We start from the raw sequence: 19,154 nt of genomic DNA, 5'->3' as shown, positions 1-19,154 counted from the left end.
TCAGGCGCGCTTGTTGCGCGCCGTCTGCCGTGCCCGCTCCGTCTGGTCGAGCACGACCTTGCGGATGCGGACGACCTCCGGGGTGACCTCGACGCACTCGTCCTCGCGCGCGAACTCGAGCGACTCCTCGAGCGTCAGCTTGCGCGGCGGCACCACGTTCTCGAACGACTCCGACGTCGACGACCGGATGTTGTTGAGCTTCTTCTCCTTGGTGATGTTGACGTCCATGTCCTCGTTGCGCGCGTTCTCGCCGACGACCATGCCCTCGTACACCTCGGAGGTCGCCTCGACGAAGAACGTGCCGCGGTCCTGCAGGTTGAGCATCGCGAACGGCGTCGCGACGCCCGAGCGGTCCGCGACGAGCGAGCCGTTGACGCGCGTCTCGATCGGGCCCGCCCACGGCTCGAAGCCCTCGGCGATGGACGACGCGATGCCCGTGCCGCGCGTGTCGGTGAGGAAGCGCGTGCGGAACCCGATGAGCCCGCGCGCCGGGACGATGAACTCCATGCGCACCCACCCGGTGCCGTGGTTGCTCATGGTCTGCATGCGGCCCTTGCGCTGCGCGAGCAGCTGCGTGACCGAGCCGAGGTACTCCTCGGGCACGTCGATCGTCATGCGCTCGGTCGGCTCGTGGACCTTGCCGTCGATCATCTTGGTGACGACCTGCGGCTTGCCGACCGTCAGCTCGAAGCCCTCGCGGCGCATCTGCTCGACGAGGATCGCCAGGGCCAGCTCGCCGCGGCCCTGCACCTCCCACGCGTCGGGACGCTCGGTGGGCAGCACGCGCAGCGACACGTTGCCGATGAGCTCGCGGTCCAGGCGGTCCTTGACCTGACGGGCGGTGACCTTGTGGCCCTTGCCGCCCTTGCCGGCCAGCGGCGAGGTGTTGATCCCGATGGTCATCGAGATCGCGGGGTCGTCGACCGTGATGAGCGGCAGCGGCCGCGGGTCGTCGGGGTCCGTCAGCGTCTCGCCGATCGTGATGTCCTCGATGCCGGCGACGGCGACGATGTCACCGGGCCGGGCCTCGTCGGTCGGCACGCGGTCGAGCGCCTTGGTCTCGAGCAGCTCGGTGATGCGGACGTTCTGCAGCGTGCCGTCGTGGCGTGCCCACGCGACCGTCTGCCCCTTGCGCAGCGTGCCGTTGTACATGCGCAGGAGCGCGAGGCGGCCGAGGAACGGGGAGGCGTCGAGGTTGGTGACGTGCGCCTGCAGCGGCGCGGTCGGGTCGTACGTCGGCGCGGGGATCTGCTCGAGGATCGTCGCGAACAGCGGCTCGAGGTCCGGGCTGTCCGGCATGTCACCGTCGGCCGGCCGCGTGCGCGAGGCCTTGCCGACCTTGGCGGCCGCGTAGACGACGGGCACGTCGAGGATCGCGTCGAGGTCCAGGTCCGGGACTTCCTCGTGCAGGTCCGACGCGAGGCCCAGCAGCAGGTCCGTCGCCTCGGCCACGACCTCCTCGATGCGCGCGTCGGGCCGGTCCACCTTGTTGACCACGAGGATCACCGGGAGCTTGGCCTCGAGCGCCTTGCGCAGGACGAAGCGCGTCTGCGGCAGCGGGCCCTCGGACGCGTCGACCAGCAGGACGACACCGTCGACCATCGACAGGCCGCGCTCGACCTCGCCGCCGAAGTCGGCGTGACCGGGGGTGTCGATGACGTTGATCGTGATGCCGCCGGGCTCCCCGACCTTCGCGGCCGCGGGTCCGGAGTACCGGATCGCGGTGTTCTTCGCGAGGATCGTGATGCCCTTCTCACGCTCCAGGTCGCCCGAGTCCATCGCCCGCTCGTCCACGTGGTCGTGGGCACCGAACGCACCGGACTGCCAGAGCATCGCGTCGACGAGGGTCGTCTTGCCGTGGTCGACGTGCGCGACGATCGCGACGTTGCGCAGGTCGGAACGCACGGCGGCGCCGGTGGCCTGGTCGGTTGCGGGCATGCGGGTACTCATCTCAGCAGGTGGGGGGCGCACCGGGCGCGGCGCAGCGTCCCATGCTACCGCCGTGTCCAGTCCCACCACCATGTGAGATCCGCCGCAGCCGGTTCGAGCACCGGGACGGCGGCCACCACAGGCAGCCCCTCGTCGGTCCCGGCGTCCCGTTCCGCAGCCACGGTGAGGACCGGCGTCCGCACGACCGGCAGGACCGCGCCCCAGGCCAGCAGGCTGTCCGACGCGGTCGCCAGGCCGTCCGCGGCAGCCGCGGCGTCCGGCTGGGCAGCGAGCTCGTCGAGCACCGCGTCGAGCGCCGGGTCGGCGTGCCCCGTGACGTTCGTCGCACCGCCGCTGCGCCAGCGCGCCACGAACGCCGCCACGGGCAGGTCCTCCTGCGCGACGGGCACGAGCGCCGCGTCCCAGTCCTCGGGGCGGGTCCGCAGGGTCTGCGCGCGGTCGGGAGCGTCGACCGGCACGACCTCCAGCCCCATGTCCGCCGCCGCCGCGGTCACGTGCTCGAGCGCGGCCGCGCGCACCGGGTCCGCGGTGTTCGTCAGGACCCGCACGGTGAGCGGCCCGTCGCTCGTGGGCGCCGTCCCTGCCTCCGGCCCGTCCGGGGCTGCGACCGTCGCGGCAGTGCCGACCTGCGCGGCGACCACGTTCGACACCTGCGCCCGTGCCCACAGAGGGCGCACGGCGTCCGCGACCAGACCCTCGCGCGGCACCCCGGCGAGGAACGCGGTGCGCAGCGCCGCGGCCGCTGCGGCGGGGTCCGGAGCGGAGGCGTGCGACGCGGGGTCGAAGACGCCACCGCCCGCCTCCTGCAGTGCGAGCTGGAGCACCGCGTCACCGCCGGTGCCCACCGTGACGTCATCGAGCTTCTCGGCGGCGGCCAGCACGTCCGCCGTGCTCAGGGGCGCGGCGACGTCGACCTCGTCGGCGGCGAGCGCGTCGATCTGGGCGAGCGGGTCGAGGTCCACGCGGACGCGCACGCGGTCGTACGCGGCCGGGGCCACACCGTCGTAGTGCTCGTTGCGGACGACCTCCACGCCCGTGGCGTCCACCCGGGCCAGGACGTAGGGGCCCGTGGTGGTGGTCAGCGACGGGTCGGCCGCCACGTCGGCCGAGCGGCCGGCCGCGCGCCACACCTGCGAGATCCGGGTGAGCGCCGCGCGGTCCTGCTCCCGCACCGCGGTGACGACCGCCTGCGCCCAGGCCTCGGCCTGCGCCGCGACGTCCGCGTCGGTCGCGTCACCCTCCGCGCCGTCGGCGGCGGGACTGGTGGTGGCGGACCCGGTGGTGGCGGACCCGGTGGTCGCGGGCCCGGTGGTCGGGGGCCCGGTGCTCGACGGTTCGGTGGCCGCGGGCACCGTCGTCGCGGGCGCCGTCGCCGCGGGACCGGTCGTCGCGGCGTCGCCGTCGGTCGACGACGTGGCCGTCGGCGTCGGCAGCGCGGGCGCGTCGGGGTCGAGCGCCAGTCTGCCCACGACGTGCGCCGGCAGGTTCACGTCGAGCGCGACCTGCCAGTCCGCGACGGGCGTGTCGTAGACGACGGTCACCGTCGCGTCGTCGACCGTCGGGACGCTCGACGCCCGCGCCAGCGCGGCCGACGCGGCCCCGAACAGCACGACGTCGTCGGGTGTCGTCGCCACCACGCCGTCGGCGTCCAGCTCGGGCACGACCTCGTCGAGCTGACCGCTGCGCGCGGCCCACTCCAGCAGCAGGTCGGCGGGCGTCACGGGTACCCCGTCCGACCAGCGTGCCGTCGGCGCGATCGTGTACCGCACGGTCAGGGGCTCGTCCGCGACCTTCTCCACCGTGCCGAACGACTCGTCGACGCTGACCGTGCCGTCGGGTGCGCGCGTGGTGAAGCCGGACTGCACCAGACCACGCACCAGGACGCTCCCCGGGGCTCGGCCCGCAGCGGTGCCCCCGTTGAGGGAGGCGAACGGCAGGTCCACCGAGACCACGACGGTCCCCGCCCGCGCGGGGTCCACGGGGTCGGACGTGCAGGCGGCGAGCGTGCCGAGCGCCAGCGTGAGGGCGACCGGACCCGCCACCGCGCGCCCGACCAGGCGCCCGCGTCCCCCGCGGCGGCTCGCACGGACCCGCACGTGCGGCTCCCCCGCGCGCCGTCCCGCCGACCCCGTGCCCATCAGCTGCACGTTCGTTCCCGTCACCCGTCCGCCTCCCGCATCGCGTCCACGACTCGCCCGCCCGCTGTCCTCGCCCGGGACCCTGCCACGCCCACCCGTGCATCGGCGCCCGGACGCGCGGACTTAACCCCACGAGAACCCCGAATCGGCACGATCGCACCGCACCGGAGCGTCCCGGTACACACCGGGCACACGCAGGGCACACGCAGGCGCACGCAGAGCACGCGCAGGCGCACGCAGAGCACGCGCAGGCGCACGCAGAGCACGCGCAGGGCACCCGGCGTGCGCTCCGTGACAATCCCGGGTGGGACGACGACGCCCGGCCACCGTTCGGTGACCGGGCGTCGCAGCCAGCGTCGGTCCGTCAGACGCCGGTGCCGGGCGTCCGCTCGTTGTCGATCTCGCCGATCGCCACGCTGTCGTGCCGGGCGGCGTCGGCGGCCTGCCGCGCCTCCTCGGCCTCGAGCTCGGCTCTCTGCTCCTCGAGCAGCGCGTCCCGCGCGACCCTCCGGTCGCGCTGCGCCTCGGGATCCGGAACGGGCACGGCGGCGATCAGCCGCTGCGTGTACGGGTCCTGCGGGTCGTGGACGACCTGCGCGGCCTCGCCCACCTCGACCAGCCGGCCGTTGCGCATGACCGCGATGCGGTCGGACAGGATCTCGACGACGGCCAGGTCGTGGCTGATGAACAGGCACGCGAACCCGTGCTCGCGCTGCAGCTCCTGGAACAGGTCGAGGACGGCGGCCTGGACGGACACGTCGAGCGCGGACGTCGGCTCGTCGGCCACCAGCAGTCGCGGCTCGAGCGCGAGCGACCGCGCGATGCCGACGCGCTGACGCTGACCGCCCGACAGCTCGTGCGGGTAGCGGTTGCGCATCGCGCGCGGCAGCCGCACCTGGTCGAGCAGCCGCTCGATCTCGCGCTGCGCCGCCTGCCCCTTGACGCCCCGGTGCAGCAGCAGCGGCTCAGCGATGGACTCACCGATCGGCAGGCGCGGGTTCAGCGAGGAGCCCGGGTCCTGGAAGACGATCCCGACCTTGGTGCGCAGCGGCTTGAGGTCCTTGTTCGACGCACCGACCATGTCCTGGCCGACGATCTTCAGCGACCCGCTCGTGACGGGCAGCAGCCCGACCACGGCGCGGCCGATCGTCGTCTTGCCCGAGCCGGACTCCCCGACCAGGCCCACGACCTCGCCCTGGCGGATCTGCAACGAGACGCCGTCGACGGCGCGGAACGTCGGCGTACGGCGCCGGCCGGGGTACTCGATGACGATGTCCTGCGCGTCGAGCGCGAGCGGCTCGTCGCCGTCGGCCGGCGGGGCCGGCGCGTCGACGGGTGCCGTCGTGGTCGCCGGCCGCGCGGCGTACGCGGCCGCCCCCTTGCCCAGGTGCGGGACGGCCTCCAGCAGCTTGACGGTGTACGGGTGCTGGGGATTGCGGAAGACGTCGAGGGCCGGCCCCTGGTCGACGATCCGACCGTCCTTCATCACGATGATCTTGTCGGCCATGTCGGCGACGACGCCCATGTCGTGCGTGATGAGCACGATGCCCGCGTCGATCCGCTCGCGCAGGTCGCGCATGAGCTTGAGGATCTCGGCCTGGACCGTGACGTCGAGCGCCGTGGTGGGCTCGTCGGCGATCAGCAGCTTGGGGTCGCACGCCAGGGCCTGCGCGATCATCGCGCGCTGCCGCTGCCCACCGGAGAGCTGGTGCGGGTAGGAGTCGACGCGCTTGTCGGGGTTCGGCAGGTCGACGAGCCGCAGCAGCTCGACGGCACGCTCGCGCGCCTCGGCGGGGCCGATCTCGAAGTGCGCGCGCAGGGTCTCGACGATCTGGAAGCCGATCGTGAAGACCGGGTTCAGCGCGGTCATCGGCTCCTGGAAGATCACCGCGATCTCCTTGCCGCGGATGCGGCGCAGACGGCTCGTCGGCATGCCGACGAGCTCACGGTCGTCCAGCTTCGCGGACCCGCGGGCGCGCCCGTTCGGGGGCAGCAGACCCAGCAGCGCCATCGAGGACTGCGTCTTGCCCGAGCCGGACTCGCCGACGATCGCGAGCACCTCACCGGGGTGAACGTCGTAGCTGACGTCGGCCGCGGCCGGGTACCACGTGCCGTCGACGTAGAAGTCGACGCCGAGGTCCCGCACCGACAGCACGGGCTCGTCGGTACGGGTGGGGACGGGAGGCGTGTCGAGTGCCACCGTTCAGCGTCCTTCCTGCACGCGCGCCGTCGGCCCGGTGGGGGCGGCGTGGTGCCGGTCTGCGAGCATGGTCACGTGGGAGCCACGCAGGAGTTCACGTCGGGTTACGGGCGCGTCCTGACCCTCGCCGGTGCGGCGATCGGGCTGGTCGCGCTCGTGTCGGTCACGGTGCAGGACGGCGCGGGCGAGGCGCTGCGCGCGCTGCCGCTCGTCGGCCTGGTCGTGGTCGTGCTGTGGGCGCTGTTCTGGCGACCCGGTGTGGAGGTGTCCGACGGCGAGGTCGTCGTGCGCAACGTGCTGAGCACCGTGCACGTCCCGTGGCCCACGTACCGCGAGGTCGTGTACGGCTGGTCGCTCGTCGTGCGGACCAGCGACGGCGACGTGACGGTGTTCGCCGCACCCCGCGCGAGCGCCACGGCCCGCCGGGTCCGCCGAGGTCGCGCACCGCTGCCCGGCGCCGCACCGCTGCCCGGCGCCGTGCCGCCGCCCGGCCGCCCGGTGCGCTCGCTGCAGGCGACCGCCGAGAGCGTCGGCGCGGCCATCGAGGCCCGGCACGACGCGCTGGTCGCCGCGGGCCACCTCGACGGAGCGCAGCGTGTCGCCGTCGAGCGGGGCGTGACGACGACGCGCCGCGTGCACGTCGTGACGGTGGGCGCCGTCGCGGTGCTCGCCGCGGTGAGCGTCGCCGTGCTGACCGCCGGCTGATCCGCCGCGGCCCGGCGTCGGCACCGCGGTCACGAGCCCATGCCAGCGTTGCGGACGTCGTCCACCGGCCGCACGGTCGAGGCGTTCGCGCGGGCGACCGAGCCGTCCGCCTCCATCGCCTTGGCCATCTTGCGCTCCGAGGGGATGCGCTTCTGGCGCGGGTCGAACGCGTCGCGCAGGCCGTCGCCGATGAAGTTGATGCTCAGCGCGATCACCACGATGAACAGGCCCGGCCACCAGAACAGCCAGGGCCGCGTGGCGAACGCCTGCTGGTACTGGTTGATGAGCTGGCCGAGCGAGATCTCGGGCGACTGCACGCCGAAGCCGAGGAACGACAGCGCCGTCTCGAGCAGGATCGCCGAGCTCATGAGCAGCGTGACGGACACGATGACCGTGCCGATCGCGTTCGGCAGGATGTGCTTGAAGATGATGCGCATGTTGCTCGCGCCGGCGACCCGGGCCGCGTCGACGAACTCGCGCTCGCGCAGCGACAGGAACTCACCGCGCACGAGGCGCGCGAGGGTCGTCCACAGGATCAGGCCCATCGCGATCGCGAAGACCAGGCCGCTGACACCGCCGGCGATCTTGCCGACGACCGCGCCGATGACGATCGTCGGGACCGTGATCACCAGGTCCGTCAGCCGCATGAGCAGGGTGTCCGAGCGGCCGCGCAGGAACCCGGACGCAGCACCCACCGTGATGCCGATGACGGCCGAGACGGTGCCGATCACGACCATCACCATGAGCGACGTCTGCACGCCTGCCATGACGCGCGCGAAGATGTCGCGCCCGATCTCGTCCTGACCGAACGGGTGCTCGCCGATCGCGAAGCCGGAACCCCCGAGCCAGGTCGGCAGGGACATCGACGGGCGACCCGCGTCGACGACCGACGGCGTCTCGTACGGCGTCCACTGCCACCAGCCGTGGACCGGGCCGACGCCCACGGACGTCAGCGCCAGCAGGGTCGTCAGGCCGAGCATGACCAGGCCGAGGATCGCGCCCTTGTGCCGGAAGAACCGGCGTCGGACGATCTGGCCCTGGGAGAGGCCCTCGACCTCCTTGAGCTCGATCTCGTTCTCGACGTGCTCGTCGAGCGGCGAGCCGGAGGGGGGTGTCATCGGGATGCTCATGCGTCCAACCGGATCCGGGGGTCGATCGTCGCGTACACGATGTCCGCGACGATGTTGGCGATGATGGCAAGGGTCGCGGTCACGAGCAGGTAGGCCATGACCGGCTCGATCTCGGCCTGCTCCAGGGACCTGACGAACAGCTGGCCCATGCCGGGCCGCGCGAAGACCGCCTCGGTGATGATCGCCCCGCCGATCAGGGTGATGATGTCGATCGGGACGACCGTCGCGAGCGGGATCAGCGCGTTGCGGAAGCCGTGCCGCACGATGACCAGCCGCTCCGGCAGGCCCTTGGCCCGCGCCGTACGGATGTAGTCCTGGTTCATCACCTCGAGCATGCTCGAGCGCGAGTACCGCGTGTACGACGCGAACGCGATGAGGACGAGCGTCGCGGTCGGCAGCGCGAGGTGCGTGAACGAGTCCAGCACCTGCACCCAGTAGTTGCCCCCGAGGTTGGGCGTCCGGTCGCCGAACGTGGGGATGGGACGTCCGCTCAGCGCCTTGAAGTACGGGCCCCAGACCTGCATGACCTGGTCGACGAAGATCAGGAAGCCCATCACCACGGCCACCGCGGCACCGACGTGCGCGGACAGGCGCCAGTCCGCACCGCCGTACAGCCGTCCGGCGAGGTAGCCGATGCCTGCCGCGAGGAGGCCGAGGCCCAGCATCAGCCAGTGCGACTCCGTGATCGAGTCGAACACGATCTGCATCGGGAAGTAGAGGACGACGCCCAGCGCGACCACCGTCAGCGCCGTCCACAGCGCCCGACGGTTGTGCAGACCGGCGAAGACCCCGACGACCGCGAAGGCGGTGCCGGCCCCGAGCACGAGCAGCAGGACCGGACCGATGTGCGGCCTCTCCCACCAACCCGAGAGCTGGACGTAGGCCAGGAGCGCGATGTTCGCGGCGGCGGCGATGGCGAAGACCTGCAGCCGCCGCACGGCGGTGCCACCGATCGCGAGCGACCACAGCAGGCCGACGAGCAGCGACGCCCCGATGATCACGGGCCACGCGACCACCGGGTCACGCAGGAAGTCGTTGAAGCCGATGGCGGCCCACTGCTTGAGCAGGACGGCGACCCAGAACGACGGCAGCGAGAACAGCAGGAACGACAGGAAGATGATGATGTAGTCGAACGCGCTGTACTGGCGCAGCGCCGAGACGATGCCGACGGTCACCCCGAGGATCACGGCGAGGAGCGTCGCGGTGGACACGAGCTCGAGCGTGGAGCCGATCGCGTGCGTCAGCAGGCTGTTCACGTCGCGGCCGGAACGCCAGGCGACGCCGAGGTCTCCCTGGAGCAGGTTGCCGAACCACTGGAAGAACCGGACGACCACGTTGACGTCGAGGTCCAGGTCGGCGATCCGCTGGTCGATGAGCTGCTGCTTGTTGGGTGCAGTGCTCTCGATCAGATCCTGCAGGGGGTCGATCGCGCGATCGACGAGCAGGTACATGAGGAAGAGCGCCACGAAGAGCGTGGCGATCCCGGCCGCGATGCGGCGGAAGAGGAAGTTCAGCACGGAGGGCTACCTCGGGTGGGACGGGAAGCCGGTCGTCCGGGATCGTATCCCGCTGACGCCCGGTAGGTGTGGGACGCGGTATGGGACGCACGTTGGTGCTGACGCACGGCGAGGGCGCCGGGGGTCGCAACCCTCGGCGCCCTCGTCGTGCGGTGAACCGCTCGGGCCCCGGCGCGGGTGCGCCGGGGCCCGACGGGTCACTCGGTAGCGCCCTCGGTGGCCGCCTCGCCGGCGGACCACTCCCAGAAGCCGTAGAAGATCGTCGGGGCGATCGCCAGCTTCGACACGTTGCCGATCTTGGCCGGGTTCCAGGCGGTGACGCCCGGGTGCTGGAAGATCGTCACGCCGAAGGCGTCGTCGACGAGGTGCTTCTCGACCTCACCGAGGATCCGCTCCTGCTCGGCAGGGTCGGTCTCGACCTGGAGGTCGTCGAACAGCGCGTCCACCTCGGGGTTGGAGTACCCGAAGTAGTTGTTCGTCGCGCCGGTGCGGTAGTTCGCGTCCGACTCGGTGACGGCGGTCGCGGTCGACTGCCAGCCGAACAGGGCCGCGTCGTAGAAGGACGTGGCGTTCGACAGGTCGGTGCCCCAGTCCGTCTGGACCGTGTAGGCCACGACGTCGAAGCCGGCCTCGGCGGCCGAGCCCTTGATGAGCTCGAACTGGTTCACGCGGCGCGTGTTGTTCGGGTCGAAGAGCATGCGGACCTGCACGCTCGGCACGCCGGCCTCGGCCAGCAGCGCCTTGGCGCCGTCGATGTCGACCTCGCCGTACGCCTCGCCCTGGCCGTTCGCCTCAATGATGCCGTCGTACATCGGCGAGCCGGGGACCTGCGTGAAGGAGTTGCGCACCTCGGCGTCCGGGTTCAGCGGGACGATGAGGTCCGAGACGATCTTCTCGCGCGGGATGGTCTTGAGGAACGCCTGGCGGACCTTCTTGGCCTTCTCGGCGTCGCCACCGTAGGTCGCGGCGTCGAACGGACCGCCGTTGCCCTGCTGGAGGTCGACGTGCTCGTACGTGCCCTCGATGTTGGTCTCGACCTCGAGCGAGTCGATCGCCTCGAGCGCCTTGAGGACGTCCGCGGTCGACTGCGGGCTGATGAGGTCGACCTCACCGTTCTGCAGCGCCTGGACCTGGCCCATCGGGTCGCCGTTGTAGCGGACCGTGACCTTCTCGAAGACGGCCGTCTTGTCACCCTCGTAGTCGGGGTTGGCCGTCAGCGTGAGGTACTGCTCCTCGACGAACTCCGTGATGGTGTACGGGCCCGACGTGACGAGCAGCTGCGGGTCGTCCGGCAGGGACGCGAAGTTCCAGTCGTCGCTCCAGACCGCAGCGATCTTCGACAGGTCCTCGACGTTCCCGTCCTGGATCGCGGCGACGAGCGCGTCGGTGGCCTCCTGCGCGTCCTCGATGCCGAGGGCGCGCTGCGCGACGATGTGCGCGGGGAGGTTGTTGTCGATCGCCGTCTCCCAGTCCGCGAACGGCTTGGAGTAGACGAGCGTGATCGAGTCGCCGTCGATCTCCGGCGTCTCCTCGATCAGCGCGACGGAGGGGCTGGCGGCGTCGAAGTAGACACCGGCGTCCAGCGCCTCCTGGTTGGTGACGTTGCCCTCGTCGTCGTACTCGGGCTCGACGTTGTTGAACTTGCCGCTCTGCGCGGCCCACTCCAGCAGGAGGTCCGCAGGACCAGCCGAGACGCCGTCCGACCACTTCGCGGTGTCCGCGTAGGTGTAGGTGATCGTCAGCGGGTCGTCGGAGACCTTCTCGTAGGTGCCCCACGACTCGTCCATGACCAGCTCGAGGTCCTGGTTGTAGTCGTTGAACCGCGAGTTGGCCATGTACGTGATGATGTTGTTGGCCGTCGCGTTGCCCGTGATGCTCTCGCCGTTGAAGGACGAGAAGGGCTGGTTCCAGGCGATGTTGATCGCGGTGTCGGTGTTGATACCCGCGTTGTCGTCGTCGCCGGCACCCTCGTCGGCAGCGCCCGTGCAGGCCGCGAGCGCGAGCACGCTGACCGAAGCGACCGACGCGAGGACAGCCTTGCGTGTGATCCTCAATGTTCCTCCTGAGACGTGGTGGACGTGGCCGCGCGGCCCCGCGAGTCGACGTGGAGCCCGGGCGCACTCGTCCGCATGAATCGGGGCCACGGTAGCCCCGAGCGCCGGGACATTGGCGACATGGACGCGTGCCCATGTCGATCGTTATGTGATTGATACTGGTCAGTACCGTCCAGCATACGAGACGCGGAGAGCGGAAACGCCCCCGAAACGGCCCGGACACATCCCACGTTCGGGTGGTCCGGGACGGGTGGACGTCCGCGACGACCTTCCGATCTGCTACGGCGGCCGTGCGGGGCCGCGCCCGGGGCTCATCCGTCGGCCTGCCGGTCCTGCCAGGTGCACAGGCACGAGCGGTTGCCGTCCGCGTCCGCGAGCACCCAGAAGCTGGGGGCCTGCGAGTCGTCGACGACCCGGCCCCCTGCTGCCACGGCGGCGTCGATGCGGCCACGCACCTGGCCCGGGTCGACCCACACGTCCAGGTGCCACCGCTGGCGCGGCTCGTCGGAGCCCGACGCCTGGAACCACACCGGCGGGTGCGCGCCGGCCGGGTCGCGGACCTCGTCCGGCGCGCCCGCCCGCCGCTCGTAGCCGAGGAACGCCTCCCAGAACGGCAGGACGGCACCCGCGTCGGGCGCGTCCAGCGCGAGCTCGACGCTCTGCAGACCGGACCCGTCAGGGACCAGACCCGCCTCCCCCGCCAGTCGCGACACGGTCCCGGCGAGCTCGACGTCGCGCTGCGTCACCCCGTCCGCGTCATGGCTCCACAGCCGGACGTCGACATGCCCCCAGCGCAGGTCGATGTCCGGGTGGTGGTCCGCCTGCTCGGCGGCGGCGCCGATCGCGTCGACGAGCGCGAGACCAGCCGCGAACCCCCCGGTCGGGACACGGGTCCGCAGCCCGTCGCTCAGATGTACCCAGCCGGCCAGGCCGGCGTCCGCGATCTGCTGACCCGTGAGCGTCGTCGCCATACGGGCATGGTGGCGCAGTCCGCCGCGTCGTGCCCGCCGAACTGGTCACCCGCCCTGACCGCGGCACGTGCGCCCGACGCGTCAGCCGTCGGCCCCACGGCAGACTGGGCCCGTGGACGACCTGCACGTCTCGGCGGGGCCCGGCGCCCCCGCGGGCCTCACCGTGCCCGCGGCCGAGCTGCTCGAGCAGTTCTCCCGCGCGTCCGGGCCGGGCGGGCAGGGCGTCAACACCACCGACTCCCGCGTGCAGCTCAGCATCGACCTCGGCACCACGACCGCGCTGGACGACGCCCAGCGCGCGCTCGTCCTCGACCGGCTCGCGGCCCGGCTGTCGGGCACCGTCCTGACGATCAGCGCCGCCGAGCACCGGTCCCAGCGGCAGAACCGCGCCGCGGCGAGAGCGCGCCTGGCCGAGCTCCTCCGGGAGGCCGTCGCCCCGCCGACCCCGCGCCGCCCCACCCGGCGCACGCGCGGGTCCCAGCGTCGTCGCCTCCAGGACAAGCGCGAGCGCTCCGCCCTCAAGCAGGACCGCCGCGCTCCCCGCGCCGACTGAGCACCCGGTGGAGCGGACTGGACCACGTCATCCCGCCGGTCGACCGGACCTCGTCGGGACGACGGAGGCGCGCCAGGTCCTCAGCCGCTGGACAGTGGTGCCGGGCAACCCCGCCGCAGCCAGGAACGCGTCGATGTCCAGGCCACCGAGAGCGTCACGGAACGCGCCCTCGGTACACGACCCACGACGGGCCAGGATCGCCTCGCGCAGCGGCTCGTCGTTCGCGCGCCCCGCGGCCTGCGCGAGCGCGTCGGCGTTGCGCACCGTCTCGAGGTAGTCGTCGACGATCGCGTCCGGATCCGCGCCGACGAGGCGGAGCAGGAGCATCGCGACGAGGCCGGTCCGGTCGCGTCCCGCCATGCAGTGGAAGAGGACGCCGCCCTCGTCGGCGTCAGCGACGGCGGCGAGCGCCGCGCCGGCCCGCTCGGGCATCGCCGCGAGGTGAGGAAGGAAGTACGCCGCCGTCCCCCACAGACCGTTGTCCGCGTAGCCACGCCAGAAGTCGACGTTCTCCAGCCCGTCCAGGTCGACGTGGACGGTCGCCAGCCAGTCGGGCCGGCGACTCCGGTCCCGCTCCCGTTCGGCGTCCTGCCGCAGGTCGACGACAGTGCGGACACCGAGGTCGTGGAGCTCGTCCCACCCCCGCGCCGTGACGGCGTCGACGTTCTCGGAGCGGAAGAAGACCCCGCACGGGGTGGTGCCGCCGCCCGTCAGGGGCAGGCCGCCGAGATCCCGGGCGTTCACCAGACCCTCGACCCTCAGCGCTCGCACGGGGCAAACCTAGAGCGCTGCCCGCCAGGCAGACACCGCAGAGGAGCGCCGCCCGGCTCCGCGGAGGAGCCGGAACCCCACCGCGTGGTACCCGTGCGGATGACGGGTCGGGACCGAGCTAGACGTTGAAGCGGAACTCCACCACGTCGCCGTCGTGCATGACGTAGTCCTTGCCCTCGATGCGCGCCTTGCCGGCCGCGCGGGCGGCCGCGACCGAACCGGCCTCGACGAGGTCGTCGAACGAGATGACCTCCGCCTTGATGAAGCCCTTCTGGAAGTCCGTGTGGATGACGCCCGCGGCCTGCGGGGCGGTCCATCCCTGACGGATCGTCCAGGCGCGCGACTCCTTGGGGCCGGCCGTGAGGTACGTCTGCAGGCCGAGGGTGTGGAAGCCGACCCGGGCGAGCTGGTCCAGACCGGACTCCTCCTGGCCGTTGGCCTCGAGCATCTCGCGGGCCTCGTCCTCGTCCAGCTCGGCGAGCTCGGACTCGAACTTGGCGTCGAGGAAGATCGCGTCGGCCGGCGCGACCAGCGCCCGCAACCGCTCCTGCATCGCGGTGTCGGCCAGGCCCTCGTCGTCGGTGTTGAAGACGTAGATGAACGGCTTGGCCGTCATGAGCTGCAGCGCCCGTACGTGCTCGTCGTCGGCCAGGCCGGCGGCGAACAGCGTCTGCCCGGTCTCCAGCACCGCGTACGCGCGCTTCGCGGCGTCGAGCACCTCGGGGTCCGTCTTCTTGCCGCGGACCTCCTTCTCGAGGCGCGGGATCGCGTTCTCGAGGGTCTGCAGGTCGGCCAGGACGAGCTCGGTGGCGATGATCTCGATGTCGCCCGCAGGATCGACCTTGCCGCTGACGTGCACGACGTCAGGGTCCGCGAAAGCGCGGGTGACCTGGCAGATCGCGTCCGCCTCACGGATGTTGGCGAGGAACTTGTTGCCCAGGCCCTCGCCCTCGCTCGCGCCCTTGACGATGCCCGCGATGTCCACGAAGGACACGGTGGCGGGCAGGATCCGCTCGGAGCCGAAGATCTCCGCCAGCTTCCCCAGACGCGGGTCCGGCAGCGGGACGACGCCCACGTTCGGCTCGATCGTCGCGAACGGGTAGTTCGCCGCGAGGACCTGGGCGCGCGTCAGCGCGTTGAAGAGGGTGGACTTGCCGACGTTGGGCAGGCCGACGATGCCGATGGTGAGAGCCACGGGCGTCGAGTCTACGCAGCCGGCTCGCGACCACCGACCGCGCGGACCCGCCACCCGTCGTGCGTCACGTGAAGGAACGCATCCGCTGCAGCAGGTCCGGGCCCCGACGCTCGAGCATCGAGCCGCCCAGCCGGACGCCGCCCAGCAGGGCGAGCACACCGCTCACGGCGCCGACCGCGACGGCCGCCCACCCCAGCGCCGCGGACTCCCGGACGACCGACAGCAGCGCGAGCACGGCCACCGGCGCCCCGATCGTCCCCACCGCGACGAAACCCGCGAACTGCGAGGTGAACGCCGCGGCGCTCGCACCCTGCTTGGTGCCGAACGGGTTCTCCCCCGGCAGCTGCACCGGGTACACGACCGCGGCCGACACGACGCTCGCACCACCGAGCGCGATGAGCAGCAGGCCCACGCCGGCGCCCAGCAGGGCCGGCAGCGCGTCCCACCGGTCGGCGTACCAGACCGTGCCGACGACCATGACCGTGGTCATGACGAGCCCGATCGTGCCGGCGACGACCACGCGCCCCCAGCGGTCGGCCGCGCCGCGCAGCGGCGCCGCGAGGTGCGTCCAGAACGCCGTGCCGTCGTACGCCACGTCCGCCGAGATGCTCCAGCCGACCGTGAAGGCCGCGACCGGGCCCGCCACCAGGACGATCGCGCTGCCCGGGTTCGAGAACGCGAGCAGGACGGGCAGGACCGGCACGATGATGACCGCGACCGCGTACCGCGGGTCGCGCACCCAGTACGACGCGGCGCGCGCCGCGACCGCACCGGTCTGCGTCGCCGGCAGCCGGCCGAACCAGCCCAGCCCGCGCGACTGAGCGCTGCCGCCCTCGCCGACCGGGTCGGTCAGCGTGCGGTCCAGCGCCCAGGACCACACCCGCAGCGCGAGGACGATCGTCAGGAGCACGACCAGCAGGCGCAGCGCGAGAGCACCCCACTCGCCCGCGACGACCGCGGGTGCGAACGCCCAGGGAGCACCGAACGGCGTCCACGCCAGGACACGCGCGGCGGCCGAGATCCCCTCGACCCCCGTCGCGGCACCCGTGAACGCGCTCGTGATCGGGCCCAGGAAGATGAACGGCAGGACCGCCAGCGCGGCGACGACCTCACGCACGCGCCGCCGCCCGATCACCGGCGCGAGCGCCGTCGTCGTGGCTCGCGCGCCGATCGTGCAGGTGAGCACGGCGAGCACCGCCCCCACGAGCGCCGCGACGGCTGCCACGGGCGTGCGCCACCAGGCCAGCGGGGTGGCGAGCGCACCCAGCGCGGTCACCAGCCCGGGGATGCCGATGAGACCGGCGATCGTCAGCCCCACGAGCAGGTCGCGGCGCGTCACGCCGAACGTGACGAAGCGCCGCGGGTCGAGCGTCGCGTCGACGCCGAAGGCCACCAGCGGGACCAGCCACCAGCCGGCGACGACGAGCGACCCCACGACGACGAGGATGTCGGCGCGCAGCGCGACCTCGACGAACCCCAGCGCGACCGAGCCCGCGACGGCGGCCGCGGCGAACGACAGGCCGTAGAGGGCGGCGACGATCAGGCCGATCACCTGCCAGACGCTGCGGCGCAGGCCGTTGCGCAGCAGGGTCAGCTTCAGTCGGACGAGGTGCGCAACCACGCGATGCCCTCCCCGGTGATCCGACCGCCGACGAGCTCGACGAAGCGCTCCTCCAGCGAGCTGCCTGCGCGCACGTCGTCGACCCTGCCGGCGGCCAGGACGTGCCCGTCGGAGATGACCGCCACGTGGTCGCACATGCGCTGCACGAGGTCCATGACGTGCGACGACACGACGACGGTGCCACCCCCGGCGACGTACTGGTGGAGGATCTCGCGGATGTTCGCCGCGGACACCGGGTCGACGGCCTCGAACGGCTCGTCCAGCACCAGGACGCGCGGCGCGTGCACGAGCGCGCACGCGAGCGCGATCTTCTTCGTCATGCCCGCGGAGTAGTCGACGACGAGCGTGTCGCGGGCCTCCTCGAGGCCGAGCGCCGCCAGGAGGTCGCCCGTGCGCGACACGACGGTCGCGCGGTCCAGGCCCTGCAGCAGCCCCGCGTACGTCACGAGCTGCGCGCCCGAGAGCCGGTCGAACAGCCGCACCCCGTCGGGCAGCACCCCGAGGATGCGCTTGGCCTCCACGGGGTGGGCCCAGATGTCGACGCCGTGCACGAGCGCGGTACCCGCGTCGGGGCGCAGGAGACCCGTCGCCATCGAGAGCGTGGTCGTCTTCCCTGCGCCGTTCGGGCCGACGAGGCCGTAGAACGAGCCGGCGGGGATGACGAGGTCGATGCCGGCGACGGCGATCTTCTGCCCGAAGCGCCGCCACAGTCCGTGCAGCGCGATCGCGGGCGAGCCGGGGACGGCGCCGGGACCTGGGAGGGGAGATGGCGTGGTCACACGCCGACACTAGGGCGGGCGACGCGCTGACGTATCGGTCGCGCGGCTGAGGTTGCGCTCCGTCCGGGGACGGGGACGGGCGGGCCTCGCCGCAACTGTCGGAGGCTCCTGACAGGGTGGGCCCATGCTCATCGGGTCCACCTCCACCTCCACTGCCACTGCCACCGCCACTGCCGCTGCCACCGCTGCCGTCTCCGGACCGGGCTCGGGCGCGGTCGTCCTCGCGCTCGTCGCCGGGCTCGTCGTGGGCGCGGCCGTGGCGTGGTCGCTGGCCTCGGCGCGGGCGACGCGCGCGACCTCGGAGCGCGTGCGCGCCGCGGAGGTCGGGGCAGCGCGCGCGCACGCGCTGCTGGAGGCGGAGCGCGCCGGCGCCGGTGACCGGTTCCGGGCGCTGGCGGACGAGGCGCTGGCCGCGACCAGCGAGCAGTTCCTCGCCCTGGCTCACCAGCGGCTCGCGGCCGAGCACCAGACGCAGGTGGGCGAGCTCGCGCAGCGCGAGCAGGCGGTCCGCGCGATGGTCGAGCCGCTCGCCCGCACGCTCGACCAGGTCCGTTCGGAGCTGGTCGAGACGGAGCGCGCACGCGTCGAGGGCAACGCGGCGCTCGGGGAGCAGGTGCGCGCGATGCGGGCGGCGTCCGAGCAGCTGCGGGGCGAGACGTCGCAGCTCGTCACGGCACTGCGCTCGTCGCAGGTCCGCGGGCGGTGGGGCGAGGTGCAGCTGCGGCGCGTCGTCGAGGCCGCGGGGATGCTCGCACACGTCGACTTCGTCGAGCAGGAGCAGGTGCGCACCGACGACGGGCTGCAGCGCCCGGACATGGTGGTGCGCCTCGCGGGCGGCAAGCAGGTCGTCGTCGACGCCAAGGTCGCGTTCCTGGGGTTCCTCGACGCCGCGCAGACGGACGACGAGACGGTGCGCGCCCAGCGGCTCGCGGCGCACGCGCGGCACGTGCGCAAGCACGTCGACGACCTCGCCTCCAAGCGCTACTGGGACCAGTTCGCCCCCGCGCCGGAGTTCGTCGTGATGTTCGTGCCCGCCGAGTCGTTCCTGCACGCGGCGGCCGACCAGGACCCGACGCTCATCGAGTACGCGTTCGAGCGCAACGTCGTCATCGCGACGCCCGTCACGCTGCTCACGCTGCTGCGGACCGTGGCGTACGCGTGGCGACAGGACGCGTTGGCCGCCAACGCGCAGCAGGTGCTCACGCTCGGCAAGGAGCTGCACGGGCGGCTCGCGACGATGGGCACGCACCTCGCCCGGCTGGGCCGGTCCATCGACGCCGCCGCAGGCGCGTACAACCAGGCCGTCGGGTCGCTGGAGTCACGCGTCCTGGTCAGCGCCCGGCGGTTCGCGGACCTGCACGTGGTCGACGGCGACCTGCCGACGCCCCCGCCGGCGGACCCGCGACTGACGGCGCTGAGCGCACCGGAGCTCGTCGCCTCGGCCGCGGACCAGGTCGTCGCGCTGGACGACCTCGTCCTCGGGAGTCGCAGCGCCGCACGCGACGACCGCGACCTCGCGGACCAGGCCCCGCGGCCGGCCCGCGCCGAGGACGCGTCGAGCGCGTGACGC

At 72.6% G+C, this 19,154-nt stretch carries 14 protein-coding genes; 3 read left to right on the top strand and 11 right to left on the bottom strand.

Features of this window, described 5'->3' with window-relative positions:
* The 3 genes from typA to NP048_RS05035 form a co-directional block, all read right to left on the bottom strand.
* Positions 1-1,938, bottom strand: a complete 1,938-nt coding sequence (typA, locus tag NP048_RS05045; protein WP_227578396.1) for a translational GTPase TypA — start codon at positions 1,936-1,938, stop codon at positions 1-3.
* Positions 1,939-1,994: 56 nt separating this feature from the next.
* Positions 1,995-4,112, bottom strand: coding sequence for an ABC transporter substrate-binding protein (locus NP048_RS05040; protein WP_227578395.1), 2,118 nt, complete (start codon positions 4,110-4,112; stop codon positions 1,995-1,997).
* 340 nt (positions 4,113-4,452) lie between these two features.
* A complete protein-coding gene (locus NP048_RS05035; RefSeq protein ID WP_227578394.1) occupies positions 4,453-6,288 on the bottom strand; it encodes an ABC transporter ATP-binding protein in 1,836 nt (611 codons plus the stop codon).
* A gap of 75 nt (positions 6,289-6,363) precedes the next feature.
* Between NP048_RS05035 and NP048_RS05030 the strand changes: the two genes are divergently transcribed.
* The gene (locus NP048_RS05030; RefSeq protein ID WP_227578393.1) at positions 6,364-6,993 is read left to right on the top strand and encodes a hypothetical protein; all 630 of its coding nucleotides are present in this window, start codon (positions 6,364-6,366) and stop codon (positions 6,991-6,993) included.
* Between the two features lie 29 nt (positions 6,994-7,022).
* Here NP048_RS05030 and NP048_RS05025 read toward each other — a convergent pair whose 3' ends face one another.
* The 4 genes from NP048_RS05025 to NP048_RS05010 all read right to left on the bottom strand — a co-directional run bounded on the left by NP048_RS05025 (position 7,023) and on the right by NP048_RS05010 (position 12,665).
* Complete coding sequence (locus NP048_RS05025) at positions 7,023-8,123, bottom strand: ABC transporter permease (protein ID WP_227578392.1); 1,101 nt, start codon at positions 8,121-8,123, stop codon at positions 7,023-7,025.
* Positions 8,120-9,640 carry an ABC transporter permease gene (locus tag NP048_RS05020; RefSeq protein ID WP_227578391.1) on the bottom strand — a complete coding sequence of 507 codons (1,521 nt, stop codon included), beginning with the start codon at positions 9,638-9,640 and terminating at the stop codon, positions 8,120-8,122. Before NP048_RS05020 ends, NP048_RS05025 begins: the two co-directional genes overlap by 4 nt.
* Positions 9,641-9,837: 197 nt before the next feature.
* A complete protein-coding gene (locus NP048_RS05015; protein ID WP_227578390.1) occupies positions 9,838-11,694 on the bottom strand; it encodes an ABC transporter family substrate-binding protein in 1,857 nt (618 codons plus the stop codon).
* Between the two features lie 311 nt (positions 11,695-12,005).
* Positions 12,006-12,665, bottom strand: coding sequence for a 4a-hydroxytetrahydrobiopterin dehydratase (locus NP048_RS05010; protein ID WP_227578389.1), 660 nt, complete (start codon positions 12,663-12,665; stop codon positions 12,006-12,008).
* A 112-nt stretch (positions 12,666-12,777) separates the two neighbouring features.
* Between NP048_RS05010 and arfB the strand changes: the two genes are divergently transcribed.
* Positions 12,778-13,218: an alternative ribosome rescue aminoacyl-tRNA hydrolase ArfB gene (arfB, locus tag NP048_RS05005; protein ID WP_227578388.1), complete on the top strand. Its 441-nt coding sequence runs from the start codon at positions 12,778-12,780 to the stop codon at positions 13,216-13,218.
* A gap of 27 nt (positions 13,219-13,245) precedes the next feature.
* Here the strand turns inward: arfB and NP048_RS05000 are convergent, their stop codons facing one another.
* The 4 genes from NP048_RS05000 to NP048_RS04985 form a co-directional block, all read right to left on the bottom strand.
* Complete coding sequence (locus tag NP048_RS05000) at positions 13,246-13,989, bottom strand: tyrosine-protein phosphatase (protein WP_227578387.1); 744 nt, start codon at positions 13,987-13,989, stop codon at positions 13,246-13,248.
* A 118-nt stretch (positions 13,990-14,107) separates the two neighbouring features.
* A complete protein-coding gene (ychF, locus tag NP048_RS04995) occupies positions 14,108-15,184 on the bottom strand; it encodes a redox-regulated ATPase YchF (protein ID WP_227578386.1) in 1,077 nt (358 codons plus the stop codon).
* A 64-nt stretch (positions 15,185-15,248) separates the two neighbouring features.
* A complete protein-coding gene (locus NP048_RS04990) occupies positions 15,249-16,805 on the bottom strand; it encodes a hypothetical protein (protein ID WP_227578385.1) in 1,557 nt (518 codons plus the stop codon).
* Positions 16,781-17,584 carry an ABC transporter ATP-binding protein gene (locus NP048_RS04985; RefSeq protein ID WP_227578384.1) on the bottom strand — a complete coding sequence of 268 codons (804 nt, stop codon included), beginning with the start codon at positions 17,582-17,584 and terminating at the stop codon, positions 16,781-16,783. Before NP048_RS04985 ends, NP048_RS04990 begins: the two co-directional genes overlap by 25 nt.
* A gap of 124 nt (positions 17,585-17,708) precedes the next feature.
* Here NP048_RS04985 and NP048_RS04980 point away from each other — a divergent pair, with 124 nt between their 5' ends.
* Positions 17,709-19,151: a DNA recombination protein RmuC gene (locus NP048_RS04980; protein ID WP_227578383.1), complete on the top strand. Its 1,443-nt coding sequence runs from the start codon at positions 17,709-17,711 to the stop codon at positions 19,149-19,151.
* The last annotated feature ends 3 nt before the right edge of the window (positions 19,152-19,154 follow it).

This window comes from Cellulomonas xiejunii, assembly GCF_024508315.1.
Classification (GTDB): Bacteria; Actinomycetota; Actinomycetes; order Actinomycetales; family Cellulomonadaceae; genus Cellulomonas; species Cellulomonas xiejunii.
The sequence above is the reverse complement of the archived record's forward strand: the minus strand, read 5'-3'. Positions and strand labels throughout refer to the sequence as shown.

Coding starts and splice junctions, on each gene's coding strand:
- typA (WP_227578396.1), bottom strand. CDS start 1,938: ATGCCCGCAACCGACCAGGCCACCGGCGCCGCCGTGCGTTCCGACCTG.
- NP048_RS05025 (WP_227578392.1), bottom strand. CDS start 8,123: ATGAGCATCCCGATGACACCCCCCTCCGGCTCGCCGCTCGACGAGCAC.
- NP048_RS05010 (WP_227578389.1), bottom strand. CDS start 12,665: ATGGCGACGACGCTCACGGGTCAGCAGATCGCGGACGCCGGCCTGGCC.
- NP048_RS04980 (WP_227578383.1), top strand. CDS start 17,709: ATGCTCATCGGGTCCACCTCCACCTCCACTGCCACTGCCACCGCCACT.